At 44.8% G+C, this 22,048-nt stretch carries 24 protein-coding genes; 8 read left to right on the top strand and 16 right to left on the bottom strand.

Annotation, left to right across the window (positions count from 1 at the left end):
- Positions 1-71 precede the first annotated feature (71 nt).
- The 6 genes from Q0R52_RS26205 to Q0R52_RS26180 all read right to left on the bottom strand — a co-directional run bounded on the left by Q0R52_RS26205 (position 72) and on the right by Q0R52_RS26180 (position 6,329).
- Positions 72-482, bottom strand: coding sequence for a putative toxin-antitoxin system toxin component, PIN family (locus Q0R52_RS26205; protein WP_295800812.1), 411 nt, complete (start codon positions 480-482; stop codon positions 72-74).
- Between the two features lie 4 nt (positions 483-486).
- Positions 487-702: a hypothetical protein gene (locus Q0R52_RS26200; protein WP_295800811.1), complete on the bottom strand. Its 216-nt coding sequence runs from the start codon at positions 700-702 to the stop codon at positions 487-489.
- A gap of 120 nt (positions 703-822) precedes the next feature.
- Complete coding sequence (locus Q0R52_RS26195; protein ID WP_295800808.1) at positions 823-2,130, bottom strand: carbohydrate porin; 1,308 nt, start codon at positions 2,128-2,130, stop codon at positions 823-825.
- Positions 2,131-2,277: 147 nt separating this feature from the next.
- Complete coding sequence (locus Q0R52_RS26190; protein ID WP_295801437.1) at positions 2,278-2,919, bottom strand: HD domain-containing protein; 642 nt, start codon at positions 2,917-2,919, stop codon at positions 2,278-2,280.
- 146 nt (positions 2,920-3,065) lie between these two features.
- Positions 3,066-3,683, bottom strand: a complete 618-nt coding sequence (locus Q0R52_RS26185; RefSeq protein WP_252791842.1) for a SprT-like domain-containing protein — start codon at positions 3,681-3,683, stop codon at positions 3,066-3,068.
- A 702-nt stretch (positions 3,684-4,385) separates the two neighbouring features.
- The gene (locus Q0R52_RS26180) at positions 4,386-6,329 is read right to left on the bottom strand and encodes a gliding motility-associated C-terminal domain-containing protein (protein ID WP_295800801.1); all 1,944 of its coding nucleotides are present in this window, start codon (positions 6,327-6,329) and stop codon (positions 4,386-4,388) included.
- Positions 6,330-6,520: 191 nt separating this feature from the next.
- Here Q0R52_RS26180 and Q0R52_RS26175 point away from each other — a divergent pair, with 191 nt between their 5' ends.
- Entirely contained in the window at positions 6,521-6,859 is a 339-nt protein-coding gene (locus Q0R52_RS26175; protein WP_295800800.1) for a cupin domain-containing protein, read from the top strand.
- Between the two features lie 96 nt (positions 6,860-6,955).
- Here the strand turns inward: Q0R52_RS26175 and Q0R52_RS26170 are convergent, their stop codons facing one another.
- From Q0R52_RS26170 to Q0R52_RS26160, 3 genes are all read right to left on the bottom strand, one after another.
- A complete protein-coding gene (locus Q0R52_RS26170; protein WP_295800797.1) occupies positions 6,956-7,768 on the bottom strand; it encodes an outer membrane beta-barrel protein in 813 nt (270 codons plus the stop codon).
- 100 nt (positions 7,769-7,868) lie between these two features.
- Positions 7,869-8,669: a hypothetical protein gene (locus Q0R52_RS26165; protein ID WP_295800795.1), complete on the bottom strand. Its 801-nt coding sequence runs from the start codon at positions 8,667-8,669 to the stop codon at positions 7,869-7,871.
- Positions 8,659-9,228 carry a sigma-70 family RNA polymerase sigma factor gene (locus Q0R52_RS26160; RefSeq protein WP_252791893.1) on the bottom strand — a complete coding sequence of 190 codons (570 nt, stop codon included), beginning with the start codon at positions 9,226-9,228 and terminating at the stop codon, positions 8,659-8,661. Before Q0R52_RS26160 ends, Q0R52_RS26165 begins: the two co-directional genes overlap by 11 nt.
- A gap of 90 nt (positions 9,229-9,318) precedes the next feature.
- Here Q0R52_RS26160 and Q0R52_RS26155 point away from each other — a divergent pair, with 90 nt between their 5' ends.
- From Q0R52_RS26155 to Q0R52_RS26130, 6 genes are all read left to right on the top strand, one after another.
- On the top strand, positions 9,319-10,587 hold the full coding sequence (locus Q0R52_RS26155; RefSeq protein ID WP_295800791.1) for an amidohydrolase family protein: 1,269 nt from the start codon (positions 9,319-9,321) through the stop codon (positions 10,585-10,587).
- Positions 10,588-10,854: 267 nt separating this feature from the next.
- The gene (locus Q0R52_RS26150) at positions 10,855-13,044 is read left to right on the top strand and encodes an alpha-galactosidase (protein ID WP_295800788.1); all 2,190 of its coding nucleotides are present in this window, start codon (positions 10,855-10,857) and stop codon (positions 13,042-13,044) included.
- Between the two features lie 218 nt (positions 13,045-13,262).
- The gene (locus Q0R52_RS26145) at positions 13,263-13,541 is read left to right on the top strand and encodes a rhodanese-like domain-containing protein (protein ID WP_295800787.1); all 279 of its coding nucleotides are present in this window, start codon (positions 13,263-13,265) and stop codon (positions 13,539-13,541) included.
- 2 nt (positions 13,542-13,543) lie between these two features.
- On the top strand, positions 13,544-13,864 hold the full coding sequence (locus Q0R52_RS26140) for a rhodanese-like domain-containing protein (protein ID WP_295800784.1): 321 nt from the start codon (positions 13,544-13,546) through the stop codon (positions 13,862-13,864).
- Positions 13,861-14,052 carry a hypothetical protein gene (locus Q0R52_RS26135; protein ID WP_295800781.1) on the top strand — a complete coding sequence of 64 codons (192 nt, stop codon included), beginning with the start codon at positions 13,861-13,863 and terminating at the stop codon, positions 14,050-14,052. The genes Q0R52_RS26140 and Q0R52_RS26135 overlap by 4 nt, the downstream gene beginning before the upstream one ends.
- A gap of 65 nt (positions 14,053-14,117) precedes the next feature.
- A complete protein-coding gene (locus Q0R52_RS26130; RefSeq protein WP_295800778.1) occupies positions 14,118-14,570 on the top strand; it encodes an OsmC family protein in 453 nt (150 codons plus the stop codon).
- A gap of 57 nt (positions 14,571-14,627) precedes the next feature.
- Here Q0R52_RS26130 and Q0R52_RS26125 read toward each other — a convergent pair whose 3' ends face one another.
- The 7 genes from Q0R52_RS26125 to hemB all read right to left on the bottom strand — a co-directional run bounded on the left by Q0R52_RS26125 (position 14,628) and on the right by hemB (position 21,105).
- On the bottom strand, positions 14,628-15,164 hold the full coding sequence (locus Q0R52_RS26125; RefSeq protein WP_295800775.1) for a CopD family protein: 537 nt from the start codon (positions 15,162-15,164) through the stop codon (positions 14,628-14,630).
- A 96-nt stretch (positions 15,165-15,260) separates the two neighbouring features.
- Complete coding sequence (gene hemE, locus Q0R52_RS26120; RefSeq protein WP_295800772.1) at positions 15,261-16,283, bottom strand: uroporphyrinogen decarboxylase; 1,023 nt, start codon at positions 16,281-16,283, stop codon at positions 15,261-15,263.
- 141 nt (positions 16,284-16,424) lie between these two features.
- Positions 16,425-16,952 (bottom strand): hypothetical protein, encoded by a 528-nt coding sequence (locus Q0R52_RS26115; protein ID WP_295800769.1) that lies wholly within the window; start codon positions 16,950-16,952, stop codon positions 16,425-16,427.
- The gene (locus Q0R52_RS26110; RefSeq protein WP_252791828.1) at positions 16,952-17,659 is read right to left on the bottom strand and encodes a response regulator transcription factor; all 708 of its coding nucleotides are present in this window, start codon (positions 17,657-17,659) and stop codon (positions 16,952-16,954) included. The genes Q0R52_RS26115 and Q0R52_RS26110 overlap by 1 nt, the downstream gene beginning before the upstream one ends.
- A 44-nt stretch (positions 17,660-17,703) precedes the next feature.
- Entirely contained in the window at positions 17,704-18,573 is an 870-nt protein-coding gene (locus tag Q0R52_RS26105; RefSeq protein WP_295800766.1) for a HAMP domain-containing sensor histidine kinase, read from the bottom strand.
- Between the two features lie 84 nt (positions 18,574-18,657).
- Positions 18,658-20,034 (bottom strand): glutamate-1-semialdehyde 2,1-aminomutase, encoded by a 1,377-nt coding sequence (gene hemL, locus Q0R52_RS26100; protein WP_295800763.1) that lies wholly within the window; start codon positions 20,032-20,034, stop codon positions 18,658-18,660.
- A 99-nt stretch (positions 20,035-20,133) separates the two neighbouring features.
- Complete coding sequence (gene hemB, locus Q0R52_RS26095) at positions 20,134-21,105, bottom strand: porphobilinogen synthase (RefSeq protein WP_295800760.1); 972 nt, start codon at positions 21,103-21,105, stop codon at positions 20,134-20,136.
- A gap of 215 nt (positions 21,106-21,320) precedes the next feature.
- Between hemB and Q0R52_RS26090 the strand changes: the two genes are divergently transcribed.
- Entirely contained in the window at positions 21,321-21,974 is a 654-nt protein-coding gene (locus Q0R52_RS26090; RefSeq protein ID WP_295800757.1) for a DNRLRE domain-containing protein, read from the top strand.
- Positions 21,975-22,048 lie beyond the last annotated feature (74 nt).

Raw genomic sequence — 22,048 nt, 5'->3', positions numbered from 1 at the left:
ACGCAATTTTTACATTTGATTGAAAAAAGAGAGAAAGGATTAATGAGGGGGTTAGATTTTCGAAGTTTAGGTTACTTTTTCAAGATAATTTCGAGGAACTCGTCGATAGCAATAACATTTACCTTCGGAAAATCTATCGATTTTAAGATTTTGAAATGCTGGTCATTGCTCACAATAAAATCTGCGGCACCAGCTATAGCTGCATCGACATACTTGTTGTCATCAGGGTCTTTGTCAATTAACTTCCATTCAAAGAAGACCTCAACCTTGTTCAGGTTATCAAGGCTCAGCAACATTTCGGCTATGTTGTTTGAAACGGATGCATTTGCTTTACGCTCAATTATTTCAGTATATTCTGATAAGATGTCATTACTAAGCACCAACGTGAATTCGCCGTCCACCAGGGCGTCGAAAATCTTTCGGTAAACTGACTTTGGGGCTATGGAAACTAACAGAACGTTCGTGTCCAATACAACTAGCATGGAGTTATTTCTTTCTTAAATGTTCTTTGGCCCATTCTTCCATCGTTTCGTTGGTCCAGCCATTTTCATCCCACAATTTATCCATTTCGTCGGTTGCACTTTTAGCGAAGTATTTTGCCAGGATATTTTTAATTTCAACCAACTGCTTTTCAGGCAAATTATATTGGAATAACTTCAGCAATTCCAACTGTACATTAGTAAGTTTCCCTACGGCTTCCATTACTTGTTAGTTTATTGTTATTAACAAATATACTATATTTTGATACAAGAAGGATATCCTGCCCAAAGCACAATACCACATGCGGAATCAACGAAATCAGCGAAATCAAAAAAATCCCGGTTAAAACTCCACATGCGCCCGTATCGAAAACACATTTACCGGCCCCCTGTCTTTATTATAAGCCGGGTTTAAAATAAACTGGTAATCGGGTGTTAAAAATAATTTGTGCTGATAAGCATTAACCTTGTAATACAGTTCGGCAATCATTTCGGGCGCGTAGTTCAGCTTGCCATCGCCAATTAAAAAGCCGTAGCCACCTGCCGCCAGGTAATTTTTATGCGGGGCCGATAAGCCATTGCCAACAAAGGCCAATCCAATTTCATCATCGGCCCGTTTCCATGAGGTACCTTTTAGCACCCCCCCGAAGGATATAGAGCGGTCAATCTCGGTAAAAAACCAGGTTTGCGTATGGCCGTCGTTATAGCTGGCTTTGGCAAATACCCCAAAATCCTTACTTAAATATTGGTCGGCGCTTATGCCGAAGCCGTATTTATGCCTGCCGTAAGCCTGCGTGGTATCTACATTTGGCGCGGTTGGGTTTTGGGCGATACTTAAGTTATAATTGCCGAATTTTCCGTTGTTCCTGAAGCCCAGCACACGCAGCGTACCTTTCTGACCGTTTAAAGTATACCGCTTTTCGTACTCCAGGGTTTGCGTATTTGCTTTACCCACTTTGCCGTCCCATATCGATGAGTTGGCTTGTGTAACTACCATGGTGAGCGCAAAGCGCAGTGTCCAGGTAGGCTGACCGAGCTCCGTAACCACACCCATGGTGTAGCCGCGGGTATTGGCGGGATAATCCCAGGCGCCGTTATCCATCAAGGCCCAGTTCATAAACTGTGAGCGCGGGTCGTGACTAAACTGGTTATCATCAAAAAAATCGGCCATGCCAAACTTGCCGGCTGCTATCGAAAAATACCGTTTGCTTTTTAAGCCTGCCAAAACATTGGCATCGCTTTGTATAGTATCCTTTTCAGCTCCCCATTCAAAGTTCTGCTTAAAATATAGCCGGGCGATATAAATTTTAGGTTCGGCAGCTCCTACCCGGAATGTTTCGCCATTCGGAAAACCTGCTATGCCTAAAGTTTTGCTCAAGCCTGCCCCGCCCGAAATTTCAGGATTAAAGTAGGCTTCGGCGCCTTTCCATAACCTGGCAGCCCCAAAAAAGGTAGAGGTAATGGAACTTTGCGTTTCTTCTTTTGTTGCTAAACTGTTAAGCCCTGTATAGTTGGCGCTGAAACCGGGTTTATATTGTGTGATTATGGTCTGCTGAAAGTGGAAGCTAAAGCGTTCCTTTTTTACTGTATCCTGCGCAAATGCGCTGTTTATCCCGGCAATAATTAATAGGTATAGTAGGTATTTCTTCATAAGGGCTGATGCAACATTGTAAATTTTATACAAATCTAATAAAAAATTTAGACATGTCTAAATTTAAATAAATAAATTATCAATTGGCAAGATGCAACAGCTAAATTTGCATCATGTTATCCCTGGATTAAGAAATAAGATAAGCGATCAACACTCCGAATAAAACTGCTCCAGGTAGGCCAGCATAAAATCATGCCGTTGCTGTGCCAGTTGTTTGCTTGTTTCGGTGTTCATTTTATCCTTAAGCAATAGCAGTTTTTCGTAAAAGTGGTTAATGGTGGGCGCTGTCGAGGCCTTGTATTCGGCCTTGGTCATGTTCAGATTTGGCGCCACTTCGGGGTTGTAGAGTTCACGGCCTTTAAAACCTCCATAGCTGAAAGCGCGGGCTATACCTATTGCTCCAATGGCGTCAAGGCGATCGGCATCCTGCACAATATCCAGCTCAATGGATTGAAATTCCTTTTTATCGAAGCCTGATTTAAACGAAATATGCCTGATGATCTGCTGCACATGGCGAATGGTTTCCGCATCAACATTAATGCTGCTTAAAAAACTGCCGGCTGTTTGAGGGCCTATCTCTTCATCACCATTATGAAACTTGCTGTCGGCAATATCATGCAGTAAAGCGGCAAGCTCAACGGTTAGCGCATCGGCTTGTTCGGTTTGGGCAATTAGCCGGGCATTGTTCCATACGCGGTGTATGTGCCACCAATCGTGCCCGCCCTCAGCATCTTTCAGCGTCTGTTTTACAAAGGCTACGGTTTTATCAATCAATACTAAATTGTCCATCATAAATTGAAACGTCTATTAGCACAGGCCTGCGACCTGTGCTGACGGGTGCCGCCCCTTTGGGGCTCGGTGTTTTCCAAGCTCCAACGGAGCGAAATTCACCAGCGCAGGTCGCAGGCCTGCGGTAAAACGCATCCCCAGGTCAATTAATCTGCAATCAGCTCAACCTCGGCAACCGGGCTGAAAAGGTATACCCGTTTCGAGCTTATCTCGGTGCATTTATAGCGCTTCCTCAGCTTTTCCTCTTTCCTGAATATACGGCCGTCCTTCAGCTTAAACATTGCTTTTAAGGGGATCTTCTCAACCGTTGCAACAGCTTCCGACTCCTTTGGCGCATCGTACTTACGCAACGACCGGTACAAATTAAGGTCGGTGCAGCTGGATGCGGCAGGGTTATTCAAATAGCTTGTTATGGCATGTTTAACATCCGCCGGAAAAACCTCTTTCTCAAAAAATGGCTGCATCATCCGCTTAAAGTTCATTTTCCACTCGGTGCCGTGCGGTTTGGCTTTGTGCTTATGTTCGTTCCAGGTATGAAGGTGCGCAAACTCGTGCACGGTAGTTACCAGGAAAGCATAGGGATTTAAATCGAAATTAACGGAAATGCGGTGCCCTTTGCCCGAATGCGGGGGCCGGTAGTCGCCAAATTTTGTGTTGCGGTTGCGCGAAATTTTAAATTCGCATTTAAAGTAGTCGATCCATCGGCCGATGAGCGGGGCAGCATCGGGCGGGAGATACCTTTCTAAAACTTTAACTTTATCCAATTTTTACCTCAATACAAAGATAGTACTTTGAGGTGAAAGGTAAAAGGATGAGGTGAAAGGTAAAAGCTGAAAGCTGAAAGACAAAAAGGCGACGGTTTGTTACATCTGTAACGTACGTTATACCCCTTTACATCCGTTCCAGGTGTTACAGTAAACATTTGTCTGAACCATGATTTATAGGATTTAAAGATTGGCCTGATTAGCTGCAATAATCAAAGGGTGTCAGGCCGGAAATTTGCGATAGGTCACTGTACACTTGTAACATCTGTTATCCCCTATACCAAACGTTCCAGCCGTTCCAAACTCACCATCACGTCATTGCGGGTTTTGGGCTTGATATTTTCCTTGTAACACTTGTAACTCCTGTTATCCCCTATAACAAACGTTCCAGCCGTTCCAAACTCACCGCCTTGTCATTGCGAGGAACGAAGCAATCGCGAACTGTGCAGGGCGAACTGCAAGGTGCAGAACCTTTCATTTCGATAAGCATGGCGTGCGGTTGCCGCGCTGCGCTCGCAATGACAAAATGGAGAAAATGCTGTATCGTCTGTATCGCTATGGTGACTCAGTTGGTGATACAGTAATACAAAAACACTCAAACTTGTCAATGACGCGGTTTTTGGGCTTGATATTTCCCTGTAACACTTGTAACTCCTGTTATCCCCCATAACAAACGTTCCAGCCGTTCCAGGAAGCAGCTTTCTACCTCACAATCAACACCCACCCCGTAAGCTTCGGCGTATTATTTTTTAAGTCGATGATATAATAATAAACCCCTTCGGGCAGCTGCGATCCGCCATAGGTGCCGTCCCAGGCTTTTGAGTAGCCGGTGCTTTTAAATACGTTTCTGCCATACCGGTCAAAAACCTGCAACGAACAATCAGGGTAGGTTACCAGCGCCTCGATATTCCAAAGGTCATTGATACCATCATTATTGGGCGAAAAGGCATTGGGTACGGTCACTTTTTTATAAACCCGGACAAAAACCTTGCTGGTTGCTATGCCGCAATTTTGCGATGTTACGGTAAGAGTGTAGGTAATATCATCCGTCGGGTTGGCCGTTGGCGTAACTGACGATGGGTTATCAAGCGCTGTTGCAGGCGACCATGCAAAGCTGCTAATTTCATCGCCCCCTACGGTACCATTCAGTTTTACCGATTGTCCCTCGAATATCTTTTTATCACCGCCGCCATCGGCCGTGGGAAGCTGCCTTACGGTTACGGTTATTGATTTGGTATCGTCGTTACAGCCATCGTTGCTAACGTTTACAGCGTATGTAGTGGTTTCTAACGGACTGGCAATGGGGTTGGGGATATCGTCATGGTCGAGCCCTGTTGATGGCGTCCATTTGTAATATAAGCCGCCCGATGCTGTTAGCTGTGTTTTATCGCCTGCGCAAATGGGGACGGGGCCGCTTACGCTTGCCACAACTTTGGGCACAACTTTAACCTGCACCTGCACGGGCGCTGCGGGGCAGCCTTTGTCGGACGTGGCAACAACCGTGTAAGTGCCCTGGTTTGCCGGTGTAGCGCTGTTTATTACCAATGGATTTTGCGTAGTAGGCTGCATGCCCGGCCCCGTCCATAAGTAAGTTGCCCCGCCGGTAGCCTCGAGCGTAAGGGGGTAGCCCTCGCAAAAGGTTTTAGGCGGTATGGCCGCGACGACCGGCAGCGGGTTAACCGTGACCGTCAACGGCGTTGAATAAACCCGGCACCCAACCGAGGCAATGTCCGATCCATTGGCAACACCGATGCGGTACTGGTAAATGCCTTTTACAGCATTCTGAAAATCAAGGTCAAGGGTGTTGGTGTTTTTACCCTGGATATCTCCCCAGCCTTGTCCGTTGTAATTTGCCTGCCATTGCAATACGGGACTTGGGCCGGTTACGTCAGCTTTCAGCGAATATTTGGCACTGCCGCCCTCACATAACTCCTGCGTGCCTTGCCCTGTAGATGCCCCAAATCCCGATTGGATAAGCGGTCCGCAAGCGCGAAAGGTGATATCATCCAACGCCAAATCGTTACCGCAGCCGCCGGGGGCATTGTTTATCATTTTTACCACAACTGTGGTTACATTGGCCGGGGTAGTAAAATAGGTGCCGTATTCCTTCCATGTAAATTCGGGCGAGGTGTCGATATCCCCGGTATTATAGGGCTGGTTCAGTTTTAGACCCTCCGGGGTTTCAATAGAAAAGGTGATGTTTGGTTTTGTGGCTGCGCCGCCGCAGGCCGAAGAAAGAATCAGATTACCTATAAATGCAGAGAAGTAATAAGTAGTATTAGGGCATAATTGCCCGGCTTCGGCAGTTTGCGTGTAAAAAAGCCCGGGGTCGTTTGAGGCATTAACAATCATCATGTACCCGTTGGGGTTGCCGGTATGATCGCTTGATACGGTGTGCCAGCTGCGGCCAAAACAGGCATTGGTGCTGGTGGCAATGGTATAACTGCCATCGTTTGGGCAATCGGCGTTATAATAGTTATAGTTGGTTACGCTGGTTGATAACGGCGCGCCGGGGTTGGTGCCCGAGCCGAAATCCTGGTTAATAACCGGGTCGCCAAGGCTGCCTGTACATACCTGTGCGTAGCTTTGCATAGCCACCAGTATACCAATTACAGGTAAAAACAACTTAAGCCAAAACGGTTTCATCAATAACTAAAAGGCGCGAAGCATTGGTTTGAACCTCAAATGTAATTTAATTAGCTAACGCTTAAGGGTTAAATTACAAAAACAAATGGTTTTTTGGCCTTATTGCGCCGTTTGTTCAAACTTGTATCAAATTGTACTGCCTGTATAGCGCCGTTAAGCTGAATCCGGCCGGGAAAATTTAAATTTGTGCCATGATTACATCCACCCAAAATGCCGAACATTATACCTGGGGCAACCAGTGCGACGGCTGGCACCTGTTAAAATCAAACACGCTAAGCGTTATACAGGAACGCATGCCACCCGGCACCGGCGAGCAGCTGCATTACCACCACAATGCCCAGCAGGTATTTTTTATTTTATCCGGGACGGCGACATTCGAAGTTGAAGGGGAAACCAAAACTGTACAGGCAAATGAATCGATCCACATAGCCCCAAACACAAAGCACCGCATATTAAACAATAGCGATGCTGATTTGCATTTTTTAGTAATATCGGAGCCGAAGTCCCATGGGGATAGGGTGAATTTGTGATTTGTTGGAATGTTGTAAAGTTGAAACGTTGTAAAATTGAAAGGTTGTAATGTTGGTGTTTTTAACCTTTCAACTTTACAACGTTTCAACAATCCTTTAAAACCCTAAAGTAAATCCAAAGGATAAATTCTTTAACCCTTTTTGATCCGGGCTGTTTTCAAACATATCGTTGAAGTAGTATTTGGCAAAGATGCCCATATCGCCATAGCCAAAGCGTACAAAGCCACCATAACGGAATTTTGTGAAATGATAGTCGTCATCTATCTTTTGCTTACCGTTTTCCTTGCTTATTTGCTTCACCCGGCCACCCAGCAGCAGGCCACCATCCGGACCGAACACGATATGCGCGCGTTTGCCTTCGTTATTCTCATTGGTGCGGAAATCAAACGATAGCGGGATTCGCAGGTAAGTTGATGAAAACCGGTTTTTGCTGTAGTCGATATTATCGCGGCGATAAGTCAGCACCGGCTGGTTGGGCAGTATGGTGATATCTTCACGCAGGCGGATCAGCGTCCAGTCGAACCCTCCAGACAAGTATATCTTAAAGTTGGGGTTAAACCTTACGCCCATCTGCACCAGGTCGAAACCTACGTTGCTTGTTTTCCACGAGCGGTAGCGCAAAAAGTCGTTTTTAGGCGATAGGGTAAAGCTGCCATTATCAATTAAAGTAGCCAGCCCCAAATCAAACCTCGAGAACGTAATACCGAATGAGAACCGGGGGTACGACCTGTCGTTATAAGTAGTGGTATCTTTCCACCGGTGGGAGTCGTCGTCGCCAACACTTAGCGAGATGTTAACGCTTTTTCTTTTTACAGAATCGGGCACAGCCATGCTGCTGTCCTTTTTAGTTTGTGCAAAAGCACCGAAGATTGCTATACTTAATATTGTAGTAATTATTATGCGTTTCATTTTGTCTGTTGTTAATTTTAGTTGATTTGTTGACTGAGTTGGAATAAGTTGATTGGTTTAAAAGCGGTAATATGTACACTATACCAACTTTATCAGCCACTCACTTAGCCAAACTACTCACTTCTGCTTTATCCTTTTTAAATTTTAGTATCCCCAGGTTAACCGCCGTAACGTTCGATCCATCGTCATCATTCGAATCGGTAAACTCAATTATTTTATCTTTTCTTTTGTCTACGGCAGCAATTACCGTGTTCAGAAAGCCGCCAATGCCATGTGCTTTATGTTTTGGCCTTGCCGATGCAATACTTAGTTTATCTACAATATTTGGCATCGCTGCGGCTATTACCGGTTTAATGGTAGCGGCCACGGGCATATCTACCGTTTGCGGCGCAGTTTGCGTTTGCCAGTCTGGCGCTTCGGGCGAAATTACTTCTTTTGGTTGTACTGCTGCTATTATTTGTTGTTCATGCGGTTGCGCTGCATTTACATTTGCCGGCACAGTTTCAGGCGCAGTGCTTGTAACCGCAGTTTCCGTGCTTGTTTTTACAGGTTTTACCTGTGCCATTCGGTTAACCGGTGCAGGTGCAACTGCAGGTGTTTGCGCTATACCTTGTTGTTGGGGTATTGCCGGGCTTGGTTTAATAACCTGCGGCGTTACCTGTGTTTTAGCAATTTCGTGGCTAGCAGAAGGCTTAACGGCTGTTTTCTGCGGGATAAACAATACCCCTGAAGCTACCAAAACAAGTACGCTTGCGGCTATACTTAACCATGGCAACAATACAGCATAACGGCGTTTGCCATGCAGGCCCTCAACAATACCGTCCCATACCTGGCTGGTAGGTGCGGCCTCAAAGTTTTCAAGCTTCGAGCGAAACAGCGTATCAAATTCTTTATCCTGCATATCCATATCGTTTACCTTCCATTTTTACTATTTGTTCTTTTAATACCGACCGCGCCCTTGATAGTTGCGATTTTGATGCCCCCTCGCTTATCCCGGTTATTTCAGCTATTTCGCGGTGCGAGTAGCCTTCAATGGCGTATAAGTTAAATACGATGCGGTAACCCGGCGCCAGTTGCTGTATCAAAGCCATCAACTCATTAGCGGCCAGCGTTGACGTGGCCTGTGCATCAACCGATGTATGCCCGGCAGCATCCTCAATATCAACCAGCTGCACCATTTTATGATATTTGCGGTAGTACTCTATCGAACTGTGTACCATTATCCGCCGTATCCATCCTTCAAACGAGCCTTCTCCACGGTAGTCTTCTATCTTGTTAAAAACTTTAATAAACCCATTTTGCAGCATATCCTCGGCTTCCATACGATCGGTTGCGTAGCGTAAACAAACCCCAAGCATTTTCGAAGCAAATTGTTTGTAGAGCATTTCCTGGGCTTTACGCTCATTTGCCTTACATCTTTTTACCAGTTCGTCAATAGTATATTTTGGCTCCAAAAACATCATTTAAAGGTAAGATGAAAAGGGTTGCGAAATGGTTGCACGGGATTAAAAATAAATTTAATAACTTGCTTTACATCTACAAATACAATTATGAAAACTGCATACCTAACCTTCACCTTAATCTTATCGCTAATAACGTCCATCATCGCGCAGCAAAAAACATTTGACAACTACATCCTGCTAAAGCCCGACCGCGTTTTTGACGGGCAACAAATGCATGCAGGCTGGTGGGTTTTAATAAAAGGCAGCCGCATTGAGGCCGCCGGCGAGCCCAACGGCATAACAGTGCCTTCATCAGTAAAAATTATCGAACTAAAGGGCCAAACAGTAATGCCGGGCATGATTGAAGGGCATTCGCATTTATTCCTGCACCCCTATAATCAAACCTCGTGGAACAACCAGGTCCTCAACGAAAGCCGGGCCGAACGTACAGCACGCGCCGTTAACCACGCAAAAGCTACGCTGATGGCCGGCTTTACAACCGTACGCGATTTAGGCACCGAAGGAGCAGCTTATGATGATGTAGGCTTAAGGGATGCTATCAAAAAGGGTGTTATTCCAGGTCCGCGTATGTTGGTTGCTACCCGAGCCATTGTAGCTACCGGCAGCTATGGGCCTAAAAGCAACGTTGCCGAAGCCAGTGTAATTACAGGCGGCGAGGAAGCAGACGGTATTGATGGTATCACCCGGGTAGTGCGGTCGCAGATTGGCCATGGGGCCGATGTGGTAAAACTTTATGCCGATTATCGCTGGGGCGAAAACGGCACCAGCCAGCCCACTTTTACCGAAGCCGAATTGAAAATAGCAGTTGAGGTTGCCAAAAGCAGCGGCCGGATAGTGGCCGTGCATTCGGGAACGGAAGAAGGTATGCGACGTTCCATTGCCGCGGGCGTAACAACAATTGAGCATGGCGATGGCGGCACACCGCTATTATTTAAGCTAATGAAGGAAAAAGGCATAGCCCTGTGCCCCACGCTTGCAGCAACCGAAGCCATATTTACCTATGCAGGCTGGAAAAAAGGAACCGACCCCGAACCTGAAAGCGTTACCCATAAGCGCGAGATATTTAAAGAGGCAATGCAGGCCGGCGTAATTATTTGCATGGGTGGCGATGTCGGCGTGTTTGCCCATGGCGATAATGCCCGCGAAATGTTGCTGATGGTTGACTATGGGATGAAGCCAATTGACGTGCTAAAATCGGCTACAAGTGTAAATGCGACAGTTTTTCAATTAAATGCCCTCGGGAATATAAAATCCACCTATATTGCGGATATTATTGCCGTTGATGGTAACCCTGCCGAAGATATAAAAGCAGTGAAACAGGTGAAGATGGTGATGAAGGACGGGGTGATTTATTGAGAGAAGAGCCAGGAACCAAGAGTCAAGAATCAAGAATCAAGACAAAAAAATCGATGGGCAGATGTGTGAGCATAGCGCCTTTGGGATGAAGCCATCCTGCTGTCGCTGAAGCTAACGTCGGCAATTAATATAGGTAGCAGCAACGATCATTGCCGTCACTTTTAAGTGACGGACCGTAAAATAAGTTGACAAGGGCTTTAGCCGAAAAAATAGACGCGCGACGATTTGATTTTCCAGATTAATATCATCCGTTATAATAAACCAATTATGAATAAATCATACTTAAACACGCTGCTCGCTAGTGCATTTTTTTGCCTGGCTACTGTTATTAGTGCAAAAGCACAGGATGTAGTTATCCCCATTGAAACAAAAGACAATGCCCTTGTTTTACAGGTAACCCCGGATAAGCTACTGAACATGGTTTATTTTGGCAGCAAGCTTACCGATAAAAACGAATACGGCGCTATTGCCAAAATGTACAACTTTAGCGGTACCATAGGCAGCTATAATAACGCCTACACTTCTTCCGGCACGCGCAACCTGCTGGAGCCGGCCATAGCAGTAACTCATGCTGACGGTAATAAATCGTTAGATCTGAAATACGTTAATCATACTGTAACTAAAATTAATGACGATGTAAGCCTGCTGAGCATTAAGCTGAAAGATTCGGTTTATGATTTTGAGGTTACACTTAATTACCAGACCTATTATAACGAAGATGTAACCGAGCAATGGAGCGTTATCACCCATCACGAAAAAAAGGACGTGGTGCTTAATAAGTACGCTTCGGCCAATCTTTGCATAAAAGCCGGCGGATATTGGCTTAAGCATTATCACGGCGACTGGGCGCAGGAAATGCAGCCCGAAGAAGAGGCCCTTAACCATGGCATAAAAACCATCGACTCGAAACTTGGTACCCGCGCAGATTTGTTTGAACCGCCCGTATTCATGGTATCATTAAACAAGCCCGCCGGCGAGGATGAAGGCGAAGTAATGTATGGCAACCTTGAATGGAGCGGTAACTTCCGGATTGATTTTGAAGTCGACCCGGCGAATAACCTGCGGTTGATAGCTGGTATAAATAACTTTGCTGCCGACTATGTATTAAAACCCGGCGTTGAGTTTACCACTCCAAAGTTTGTTTATACCCTTAGCAGCAAAGGCAAGGGCGAAGCCAGTCGCAACCTGCAAAGCTGGGCACGTAATTATAAGATTGTTGACGGCAACGGGCCGCGGTTAACGCTGCTGAATAACTGGGAATCGACCTATTTTGATTTTAACGAACCAAAACTGGCCGGGCTTTTAAAGGACACTAAAAAACTGGGCGTTGATATGTTCTTACTTGATGATGGCTGGTTTGGTAACAAATACCCCCGCAATGGCGATCATGCCGGCCTGGGCGACTGGCAGGTAAACAAAGCCAAACTGCCTAATGATATTGCCTACCTTGTAAAGGAAGCCAAAGCCAACGACGTGAAATTCGGGATATGGATTGAGCCGGAAATGGTTAACCCCAAAAGCGAATTGTACGAAAAGCATCCGGATTGGGTAATAAAACAACCACAGCGCCCCGAACTTTACATGCGCAATCAACTGGTGCTCGATTTGACCAACCCAAAAGTGCAGGATTTTGTATTTGGTGTGGTAGATGACTTATTTACCAAAAACCCGGAGTTGGCTTATATTAAGTGGGATTGTAACTCCATTATTTTTAACGCATACTCGGCATATGAGAAAAATCAATCGAATTTTTATACCGACTACGTTTTCGCCTTATATAAAGTACTCGACCGTGTGCGGGCCAAATATCCTAAAGTGCCGCTGATGTTATGCTCAGGCGGCGGTGGCCGGGTTGATTATGGCGCACTAAAATACTTTACCGAATACTGGCCAAGTGATGATACAGAGCCTGTAGAAAGGATATTCATCCAATGGGAAAATTCCTATTTCTACCCGGCCCTAACCAGCTCAAACCACGTTACCGACTGGGGCAAGCAGCCGATCAAATTCAGGGTTGATGTGGCAATGATGGGCAAGCTGGGCTTCGACATTGTGATAGGCAAGCTAAAACCTGATGAGCTGGCATTTTGCCAGAACGCAGTTGCCACCTACAAACAATTCAGCGATGAGATATGGCACGGCGACCAATACCGCCTGCAAAACCCGCGCGAAAATGATGTGGCATCCATCATGTATGTAAACCCTGCAAAAACGTCGGCGATAATGTTTAACTACCTGGTAAGCACAAGATACCATGCTGGCTCAAGCGCTATAAAACTTAAAGGATTAAACCCGGATAAAATGTATACACTTAGCGAGCTGAATGTTTTCCCGGGCAGAAGATCAACCATTGCCGAGGCTAATTACTCAGGGAAATTTTTGATGACGGTTGGGGTGAATCCTGATGTAAGAGATGGAAGGGCAAGCGTATTGATTGCCGTGAAGGAAACAAAGTGATATAGACACAATTACAACCCTTATGTAACGTACCCGGCTTAATCAACCATCATGAAAAACAACATGTGGTTTTTTGACCGTTTTTTAGAGCTAAAATAGCAGCCGCTATTATAAATGCGCTGGTTATTTTATATTAAAATTCCTTATGCAACAAATGTTACCAAACATCCATTTTGTTGTACCCACCTTTGTATTATCAAATATTCAAAAAGGACAAAATGGACATCATTTCGCAATTAATAACATTACCCGGAACGGTAATAGTAGATGTAAGAACGCCGGCAGAATTCAGCGCCGGGCACGTGGCAAAAAGTGTAAACATTCCGCTGCCTGATTTGAGCAATCACCTTAATGAATTTAAGGAAATGAAGTACATTATATTTTGTTGCGCCTCGGGCGTGCGGAGCCTAAAGGCCAGCCAGCTGTTAAAACAACACAATATTGGTTGTTATGATGGCGGCACCTGGGTAAACATTGATAAATTTTTAAACAACTAAATATGGGCCTGGTAGAAAAAATAAAGCAGTTTTTTAAGATTGGCAACGGTGTTAATATCGGCGAAATATTAGCCGCCGGCGCCAAGGTTGTCGACGTGCGAAGCCCCGGTGAATTTGCCGGCGGGCACCTCAGGGGCTCGATAAATATTCCCTTGAATATGTTGCACGACAAAACGGGCAAATTAAAAAAAGAAGATGTGATTGTAACCTGTTGCGCCTCGGGCATGCGGAGCCTTTCAGCAAAAGCAATATTGCTGTCAAACGGGTATAAGCATGTTTACAATGGCGGCAGCTGGCACAATTTAACCACCTACGTAAAATGAATACGATAAAACAACGGCTTTTTACAAACTGGCACTTTGCCCGCGTTTTGCGCCTGGCATTAGGTTTATTTATGGTTTTTTGGGCAATACAAGCCCATGATTGGGGTCTTGGCGCAATTAGCGGCTTGTTTGTTTTTATGGCCCTTTCAAACACAGCCTGCTGCGGTGCGCAGGGATGTAAAATTTAAAATAGCGATAAGCGTCAACTGCCTGACGCATTAACAGTAAAATATTAACATTTATAACTAATAATATGAACACAGAACACATATACGAGGTTGAGTTAGCATGGACAGGCACCCGCCTGGGCACACTTAGCTCACCCGAACTTACAGATAAACTGGATGTGGCAACACCGCCGCAATTTGCAAATGGGATAGAAAAAGTATGGTCGCCCGAGCATTTATTTACCGCGGCAGTAAACAGTTGCCTGATGACTACATTTTTGGCGATTGCAGAAAATTCAAAACTTGAGTTTGAAAGCTTCACTTCCACTGCCCTCGGTAAACTGGAGATGGTTGAAGGGAAATACCTGATGACCGAAGTAACCTTAAAACCAAGGCTTACCATCATTAACGAAGACGTGAGGGACAGGGCAATACGCGTACTTCAAAAGGCGGAAGCAGCGTGCCTGGTATCAAATTCGATAAAATCTAAAATTGTTTTTGAACCCGAGGTGACGGTTAAAGTACCGGAGGCGGTATAGTGTCAACGATTTCGATGCTTTTATTCTAAAGGATGATGATTCCCTGCCACAGAATTATCATCCTTTTTTTGTGCGCGAATGTTTGTACAGTTTAACAGCAAACATTAGTACCACCGCCAGGCCAACAAGGCCAACAAGGCCATAGATCCAGTTCACAGCATCCTTTAGTACAGCTAAAAACACTATTGCAAACAGGAACAGCGTAGCCACTTCGTTCCATAAACGGAGCTGGGTTGATGTCCATTTATAAGTCCCGGCCGCCATCTCTTTCATTTTATTCTGGCAGATGTAGTGATATATTATTAAACCCACAACAAAGCCCAGTTTTATATGCATCCATGGCTGCTGCAGCCAGACTGGCGCGAGGTATAGCATGGTTATACCCGCAGCCAAAACAATAAACATTGATGGTACCGTGATAATGTACCACAGCTTGCGCTCCATTATTTCAAACTGTTTTGACAGGATGGTGCGATCAGGCTCGGGCTTTTCCTGCGCCTCGGTATGGTAAATAAACAGGCGCACCATATAAAATAGCCCCGCCATCCAGCAGACTACAAAAATGATATGTATGGAAAGAATGTATGGATACATAACGTCGAGCCCCCTAACCCCCTAAAGGGGGAATTTTTGAGTTGCAGCTATTTTACCCCACCTGCTATTCGCTCCCCCTTTAGGGGGCTGGGGGGCTTAGCTATATTCTTTTATCAATTCCACCGCATACTTCACATTATCAAACGGGATATCGGGCATAATGCCGTGGCCAAGGTTAAAAATAAACCCTTTTTCACCCTTCATCCGGTCGAACAGTTTATGAATACGGTCTTTAATTACTTTTTTATCGGCATATAAAATATGCGGATCAAGATTGCCTTGTACCGCTATGCCTTCGGGTAAACGTTTTTTAATGTCGAGCAAATCAACATTCCAGTCGATGGAGATCACATCCGGTTTTGCTTCGGCCATCAATGGAGCAAAAACTGAACTGCCTTTGCAAAACGATATTACCGGGATGTCCTTACGATTTAGCTTACTTATAATCTCGCAGATATAACGGTGCGAAAACTCTTTATAATCATCCCAGGCCAATGCCTGCGCCCAGCTGTCGAATATCTGTACGGCATTTACTCCGGCTGCAATCTGCAGATTTAAATAATCTGCTGTTACTGTCGCAATTTTTGCCAATAGTTGATGGGCTAGTTCAGGCTCGTTGTGGAGCATTAACTTAGTCAGCTTAAAATCTTTCGACGAGCCGCCTTCTACCAGGTAGCTCATCACCGTGAACGGAGCCCCGGCAAAACCTATCAATGGGATGCTGCCGTTAAGTCGTTGCTGTATCACTTTAATAGCGTCGGCTACGTACTGTAACCTGTCGCCCACATCGGTTTGCAGGTTATCTACATCCGCTTTGGTGCGTACAGGGTTTGCAAACTTTGGACCAACGTTTTGGGCAAAGCTTAAATCGCCGCCCATGGCTTCGCCGGTAACCAATATGTCCGAAAATAAGATGGCTGCGTCAATCCCCAGCAAATTAACCGGCAACATGGTAACGTCGGCGGCAATTTCGGGCGTTTTGCACATCTCTAAAAACGAATATTTGTTTTTAATGTCCCAATACTCCTTCATAAAACGACCAGCCTGGCGCATCATCCATACCGGCGGGCGTTCAGTGTTTTCAGAAAATGCTGCTTTTATAAATAACGAATCTCTCATAATTTGGAAGAGAGTCAAGAATCAAGATTTAACTTTTCCTGGTTCCGGCTATTTAAACTTGCTCTGTTTAATGTAGTTATCTTATTTTGTATCAACAGCAAGGCTCTTTTTATCTTGATTCTTAACTCTTGATTCCTGGTTCTATTTATTGTTTTTCTTCAATTCCTGCCGAAGGCGCTCAATCACATCCTTCATTTTGGCATTTATATCTTCTGTGTGTTTTTCAGTGAGTTGTATATAAGCGCCCGCCTTTTCAAAATTACCCTGCCTTATGCTAATGTTGGCTACATGCACCAGTGCTGCCACGTGGTCATTCACAGACCGAAGCGGGTATTGTGCCGCTACTTCGTAATGTTTTTCGGCATCCTCAAAATCCTGCTTTTGCAGGCAAACGCCACCCATTAAAAACTCGTAGTAGCCGCGGCGCTTTCTGCTGAGCCAGCGGGGGTTAAAAATCTCCAGCAGGGTTCGTTCTGCTTTGTCGTATTCTTTATGGTGAAAGTACTTCGCAGCCACAATCAATGTTCCCTGCCGTATGTAATCCCAGGCCAGCAGCACAATCAGTAACATGGCAAACCACGCAAACTCATACATGTGCCGGTAGGCCAGCAACATCAGCGACAAAAAACACAGTGTGCCGATAAATAAGCGTGTCCGGTTTGTAAACATTAATGATGCGTATCGGTAAACTTATAACCTACTCCACGGATTGAATGGAAATAAACCGGATTTTTAGGATCTGGTTCAAAATACTTGCGGAAGGTAAGGATAAAGTTATCGATGGTGCGGGTTGAAGGGTAAACGTCGTAATTCCAAACTGTTTCCAATATCTGCTCGCGCGATACTGCATCATTACGGCGCTCAATCAGCAACTTCAGCAGCATGGTTTCCTTTTTGGTTAAAGGGGTAATAGAACCATCCTCGTTCACTAATTCAAATGAGTTAAAGTGAATAGTTTTTTCGCCAATTTTGTAGCTGTTAAACTCTTTAAGTTCTTCGCCTTTTAAGCCGCGTTTTACCAGGTTGTTAACCCTTAAAATCAATTCTTCAAGGTTAAACGGTTTGGTAAGATAATCATCGGCACCTTTTTTAAGGCCGGCAATTTTATCCTCGTTGGTGTTTTTTGCGGTAAGGAACATGATAGGCACTTCCGAGTTTTCAAGGCGAATGGTTTCGGCAACCACAAAGCCGTCAATCTCGGGCATCATAACGTCAAGTATTACCAGGTTAAAGCGCTCTTCTTTAAATATTTGTAATGCCTTTTTACCATTGTGGGCCGTTGATACCTTATACCCTTCAAGCTCAAGGTTAAGCTTAATAGCCTCGAGCAAATGGTCTTCGTCTTCGGCTAATAAAATTCTTTTTTTAGTTTGCATGATATGATTCATTTACAAATTGATTTGACACTACTTAGTATCGGTTATTCAAAAACCACTTCAAATATACTACCTGCCGGTCGGTTATCCTTCACTTTTATGCTCGCCCGGTGTTTGTCAAGCACTTCTTTTACAATGTACAGACCTAAACCTGTTCCTTTTGTGTTACGGGTATCTTCGCTGCCCACGCGGTAGAATTTATCGAAAATACGATTTTTTTCATGGTCGGATATACCTATCCCATGATCGGCTACCTCTAAAAATACTTTTCCTTCTTTCGAAAACAGCTTTACGCCCACCGTTTCACAGGGGCCTGAATATTTTATAGCATTCTCAACCAGGTTGGTAACAACTGACGTAAGCGCAAATTTATCGCCGGTTATTTCAATTTTCGGTTCTATTTCGGCATCAATAATTTGTTGCGTGCCCTCGCATTTGGTTATCTGCAAGCGGTTAACAATACTATCCACCAAAACCGAAAGATTGAATTTATCCTTAGGAAACGAATAACTGCGGTTATCAATTTTTGATGCCAGCAGCATATTTTCCACCATATCATCCAGCCGCTCTATATCCATCAGTGCCTTGCCGATAAAATTCAGTGTTTGTTCTTTCGACAGGTCACGTTTTTGGATGGTTTGCAAAAGAATCTTGATAGATGCCAGTGGTGATTTCAATTCGTGTGTTACGGATAGCAGGAAGTTTTTCTTCTGCTCCTGCAGCTTGCGTTCCTTGTTAATTGACTTATGCAGCGAATACGCCCCCACAAAAAACACGAATATAAAAACCGAGCCCTCGCCCATTATCATACCGATATCGCTTGGCATATGCTTTGCCAGCAGGTAGCCCCACCAAATCAACTCCGCTAGTGCGTAAGTGATCAATGCATAAAATATTACGAATGTTCTTCTCATGCCCCTCTGACTCCCCGCTAGCCAGCGGGGAGGACTTTATTTTATTGAATATAAACTTTACCCTCCGGTTCTCCCTTTAGGGGATTAGGGGGCTGTACTTCTGAATACAACTTCCAAACTATCAAATATAGCACGTTTTGCTTTCTCTAAATCAATTTTGCTGTGCGCTGATGATATAAAACCAACCTCGTAACCGCTTGGACCCAAATAAACTCCACGGTTTAGCAGTTCGCGGTGCAGCTTTTTAAATTTCTCCATACTGGCTGCGTCAATATCATCGGCCGAGCGAATAGCTTCTTTATCGGTAAACGCGAACCAGAAAATTGAGCCGATGGTAAATACCTTGAATTTATAATTACGAGCGGTAGCAAAACGCTGTATGGCCTCGGTAAATTCTTCGGTTTTTTTGTTGAGGTCGCGGTAAAAGCCCATACGCAGCAGCTCGCTTAACTGGGCAATGCCCGCACCCATTGCAACCGGGTTTCCGGATAATGTACCAGCCTGGTAAACACCGCCATCCGGCGAAATATGTCCCATAATCTCAGCTGATGATCCATAACAGCCTACAGGCATGCCGCCGCCAATTATTTTGCCGTAAGTAAGTATATCCGGTTTAATTTGGTAATGCCCGGCAGCGCCTTCAAAGCCAAGGCGGAAACCCGAAATCACCTCGTCAAATATCAATAGGGTGCCGTTTTGCGTACATATCTCGCGCAGGAATTGCAGGTATTCTTTTTCCTGCAGCAACAATCCATTATTTGCCGGTACCGGCTCAATGATTACTGCTGCTATTTGATCTTTAAATTCGTCGAAAGCTTTTTTAAGGGCTTCCTTATCGTTCAATGCAACAACAACGGTTTCATCAGCAAATGATTTGGGTACACCTGCAGATGATGTTTCGCCAAAGGTTACCAAGCCCGAGCCTGCTTTAACGAGCAGCGAATCGGAGTGGCCATGGTAGCACCCCTCGAATTTTAATATTTTGTCGCGTTTGGTATAGCCGCGGGCAAGCCTTATGGCCGACATCACCGCTTCAGTACCTGAACTTACAAAACGCAGCTTTTCAATAAATTTGTTGTTTTTTACAATCAGCTCAGCCAGTTCATTTTCCAGGGCGGTAGGTGCGCCAAACGACATGCCGTTTTGCATTACCTCAATTACCTTTTCGCGAACTTTTGCATTGTTGTGCCCAAGGATAAGCGGCCCCCATGAGCAGCAAAAATCAATAAACTGGTTGTCGTCGGCATCCCATAAATGGCAGCCATCGCCCTTTTTAATAAAAAGCGGCGTGCCATGCACTGATTTAAACGCCCTTACCGGCGAGTTAACCCCACCCGGAAAAAAGGTCTTCGCCTTTGCAAACAGTTCCGCCGATTTATCCCGGCAGATATCAGGTTTGCCTGTAGTAGCCGCCGGCTCATTCCCTTCTGATGTAAACTTCTTTTTTATTGAATCAAACATGTTTTTTTAGCTGAAAGCTGAAAGCAAAAGGCTTAAAGCTTCTTTATTATACGTTTATCCGAAAAGCTTTCGGCTTTCGCCTTTAAGCTTTCACCTCCTCTAAATCCATTTATTTTCCAGCACCTCTTTAGCATGATACGTTAATATCGCACTAGCGCCTGCCCGCCGTATGCCCATAAGCACCTCGGTTATGGCTCGTTGCTCATTCAGCCAGCCTTTTTGCACGGCGGCCTTTATCATGGCGTATTCACCACTCACATTATACGCCGCAACCGGCAATTCAGTATTGTCCTTTAATAATTTTATTACGTCGAGGTACGCAAGGGCAGGTTTTACCATTAAGAAGTCGGCGCCTTCCTGTTCATCTAAAGTGGCCTCAATTAATGCCTCGCGCTGGTTGGCGGGGTTCATCTGGTAGGTTTTTTTATCGCCGAATTTTGGCGCCGAATTCAAGGCATCCCTGAAAGGCCCGTAAAAAGCGCTGGCGTACTTTGCCGAATACGACATGATAGATACGTTTGTGAACTTATTGTCGTCCAATACCTTGCGGATATAGCCCACACGGCCATCCATCATGTCGCTTGGTGCTATAATATCCGCCCCGCATTGGGCGTGGGCAAGCGCCATTTTGCCAAGTATTTCCAACGTTTCGTCGTTCAATATCTCGCCATTCTCCACAATGCCATCATGACCATCGCTGCTATAGGGGTCCATGGCAACATCAGTTATCACACAAGCTTCCGGGAAATTCCTTTTTACTTCGCGGATAGCGCGCAGGTACAGGCTTTCCTCGCGGTGGCTTTCGGTGGCGTATTTATCTTTTAATGATTCTTCAATATTCGGGAACAGGTCGAACGATGTTAACCCCAGCTTTAAGCAGCTTTCTATTTCCCGCAGCAAATTATCAATCGAATACCGGTAAATACCGGGCATTGATGCCACTTCGGTTTTTTGAAAAGTACCATCAACTATAAATAGTGGAAATATAAGGTTAGCCGCGCTGATGTGCGTTTCCTGTACCATTTGGCGTATCGCTTCGCTTTTGCGGTTTCTTCTTGGTCGTTGTAACATTTCTTATTTCAACATTTTTGGACGGGCAATCTCCACCCTGCCTTTTGGGAATCCCAAAGTTAGGGAAACTGCGACAATTATGGGCGATGTTATAGGTTTAAAGAAATTTTATGTCTTATAAATGATGTTTTGCAGAAATATCATTCAAAATGCTATTAATAAGGCGTTTAAAATATTAAATGTTATTATTTTTACTACACCTTTATTAAAATAACGTGAGAAAAAACACCATTGCACTTTGCATCGCCCTGTTGTGCCTGGCTGTTACAGCCTGTACACACGTCAACGATCCGGCACCCGGAATCAAGAAAACTATTGTATTAGCACCTTTAAATAACCCTTATGAAACCAATGTGGGCATATATAACGGGGCCGATGCAAGTAACCACGTATCGCCCGAGGAGCCTTTGTGTGCCTGGACTATCGGCGGGTTGCCGATAACCGTGCGAAACCTGTTGAAATTCGATATCAGTAAAATACCTGCCACCGGCAGCATAGTATCTGCACGCCTTATTTTATATGCCGATACTATTCCGCTGAATGGCGATTTAGTGCATGCAAACTATGGTACTGACAATAGCATTGTTATTCAACAGGTTGCCGAAACGTGGAACACAGCAACTGTAACCTGGTTTAACCAGCCTGGCGCCCTTTCAGCAAACCAGGTAACTATACCCAACACATTTCAGCCTTTCGGAAACCTGGATGTCGACGTAAAAGACATGGTTAGTGCAATGGTAAGCAGCGGAAATAATTATGGGTTCAAATTATCGCTCCGTAACGAAGTAATTTACACCAGCCGCATTTTTTGCTCCAGCTATTATCCGGATACGTCAAGAAGGCCAAAGCTGATGATTACGTATAAATAGTTTATAGTCCATAGACCATAGTCGATAGTCCATGGTTAAGTATTGGAGTTTAAAATCTATGGACTATTGCCTAT

Source organism: Mucilaginibacter sp. (assembly GCF_025359345.1).
GTDB lineage: Bacteria > Bacteroidota > Bacteroidia > Sphingobacteriales > Sphingobacteriaceae > Mucilaginibacter.
Note: the sequence above shows the minus strand (reverse complement) of the source record. Positions and strands in the feature narration are given on the sequence as shown.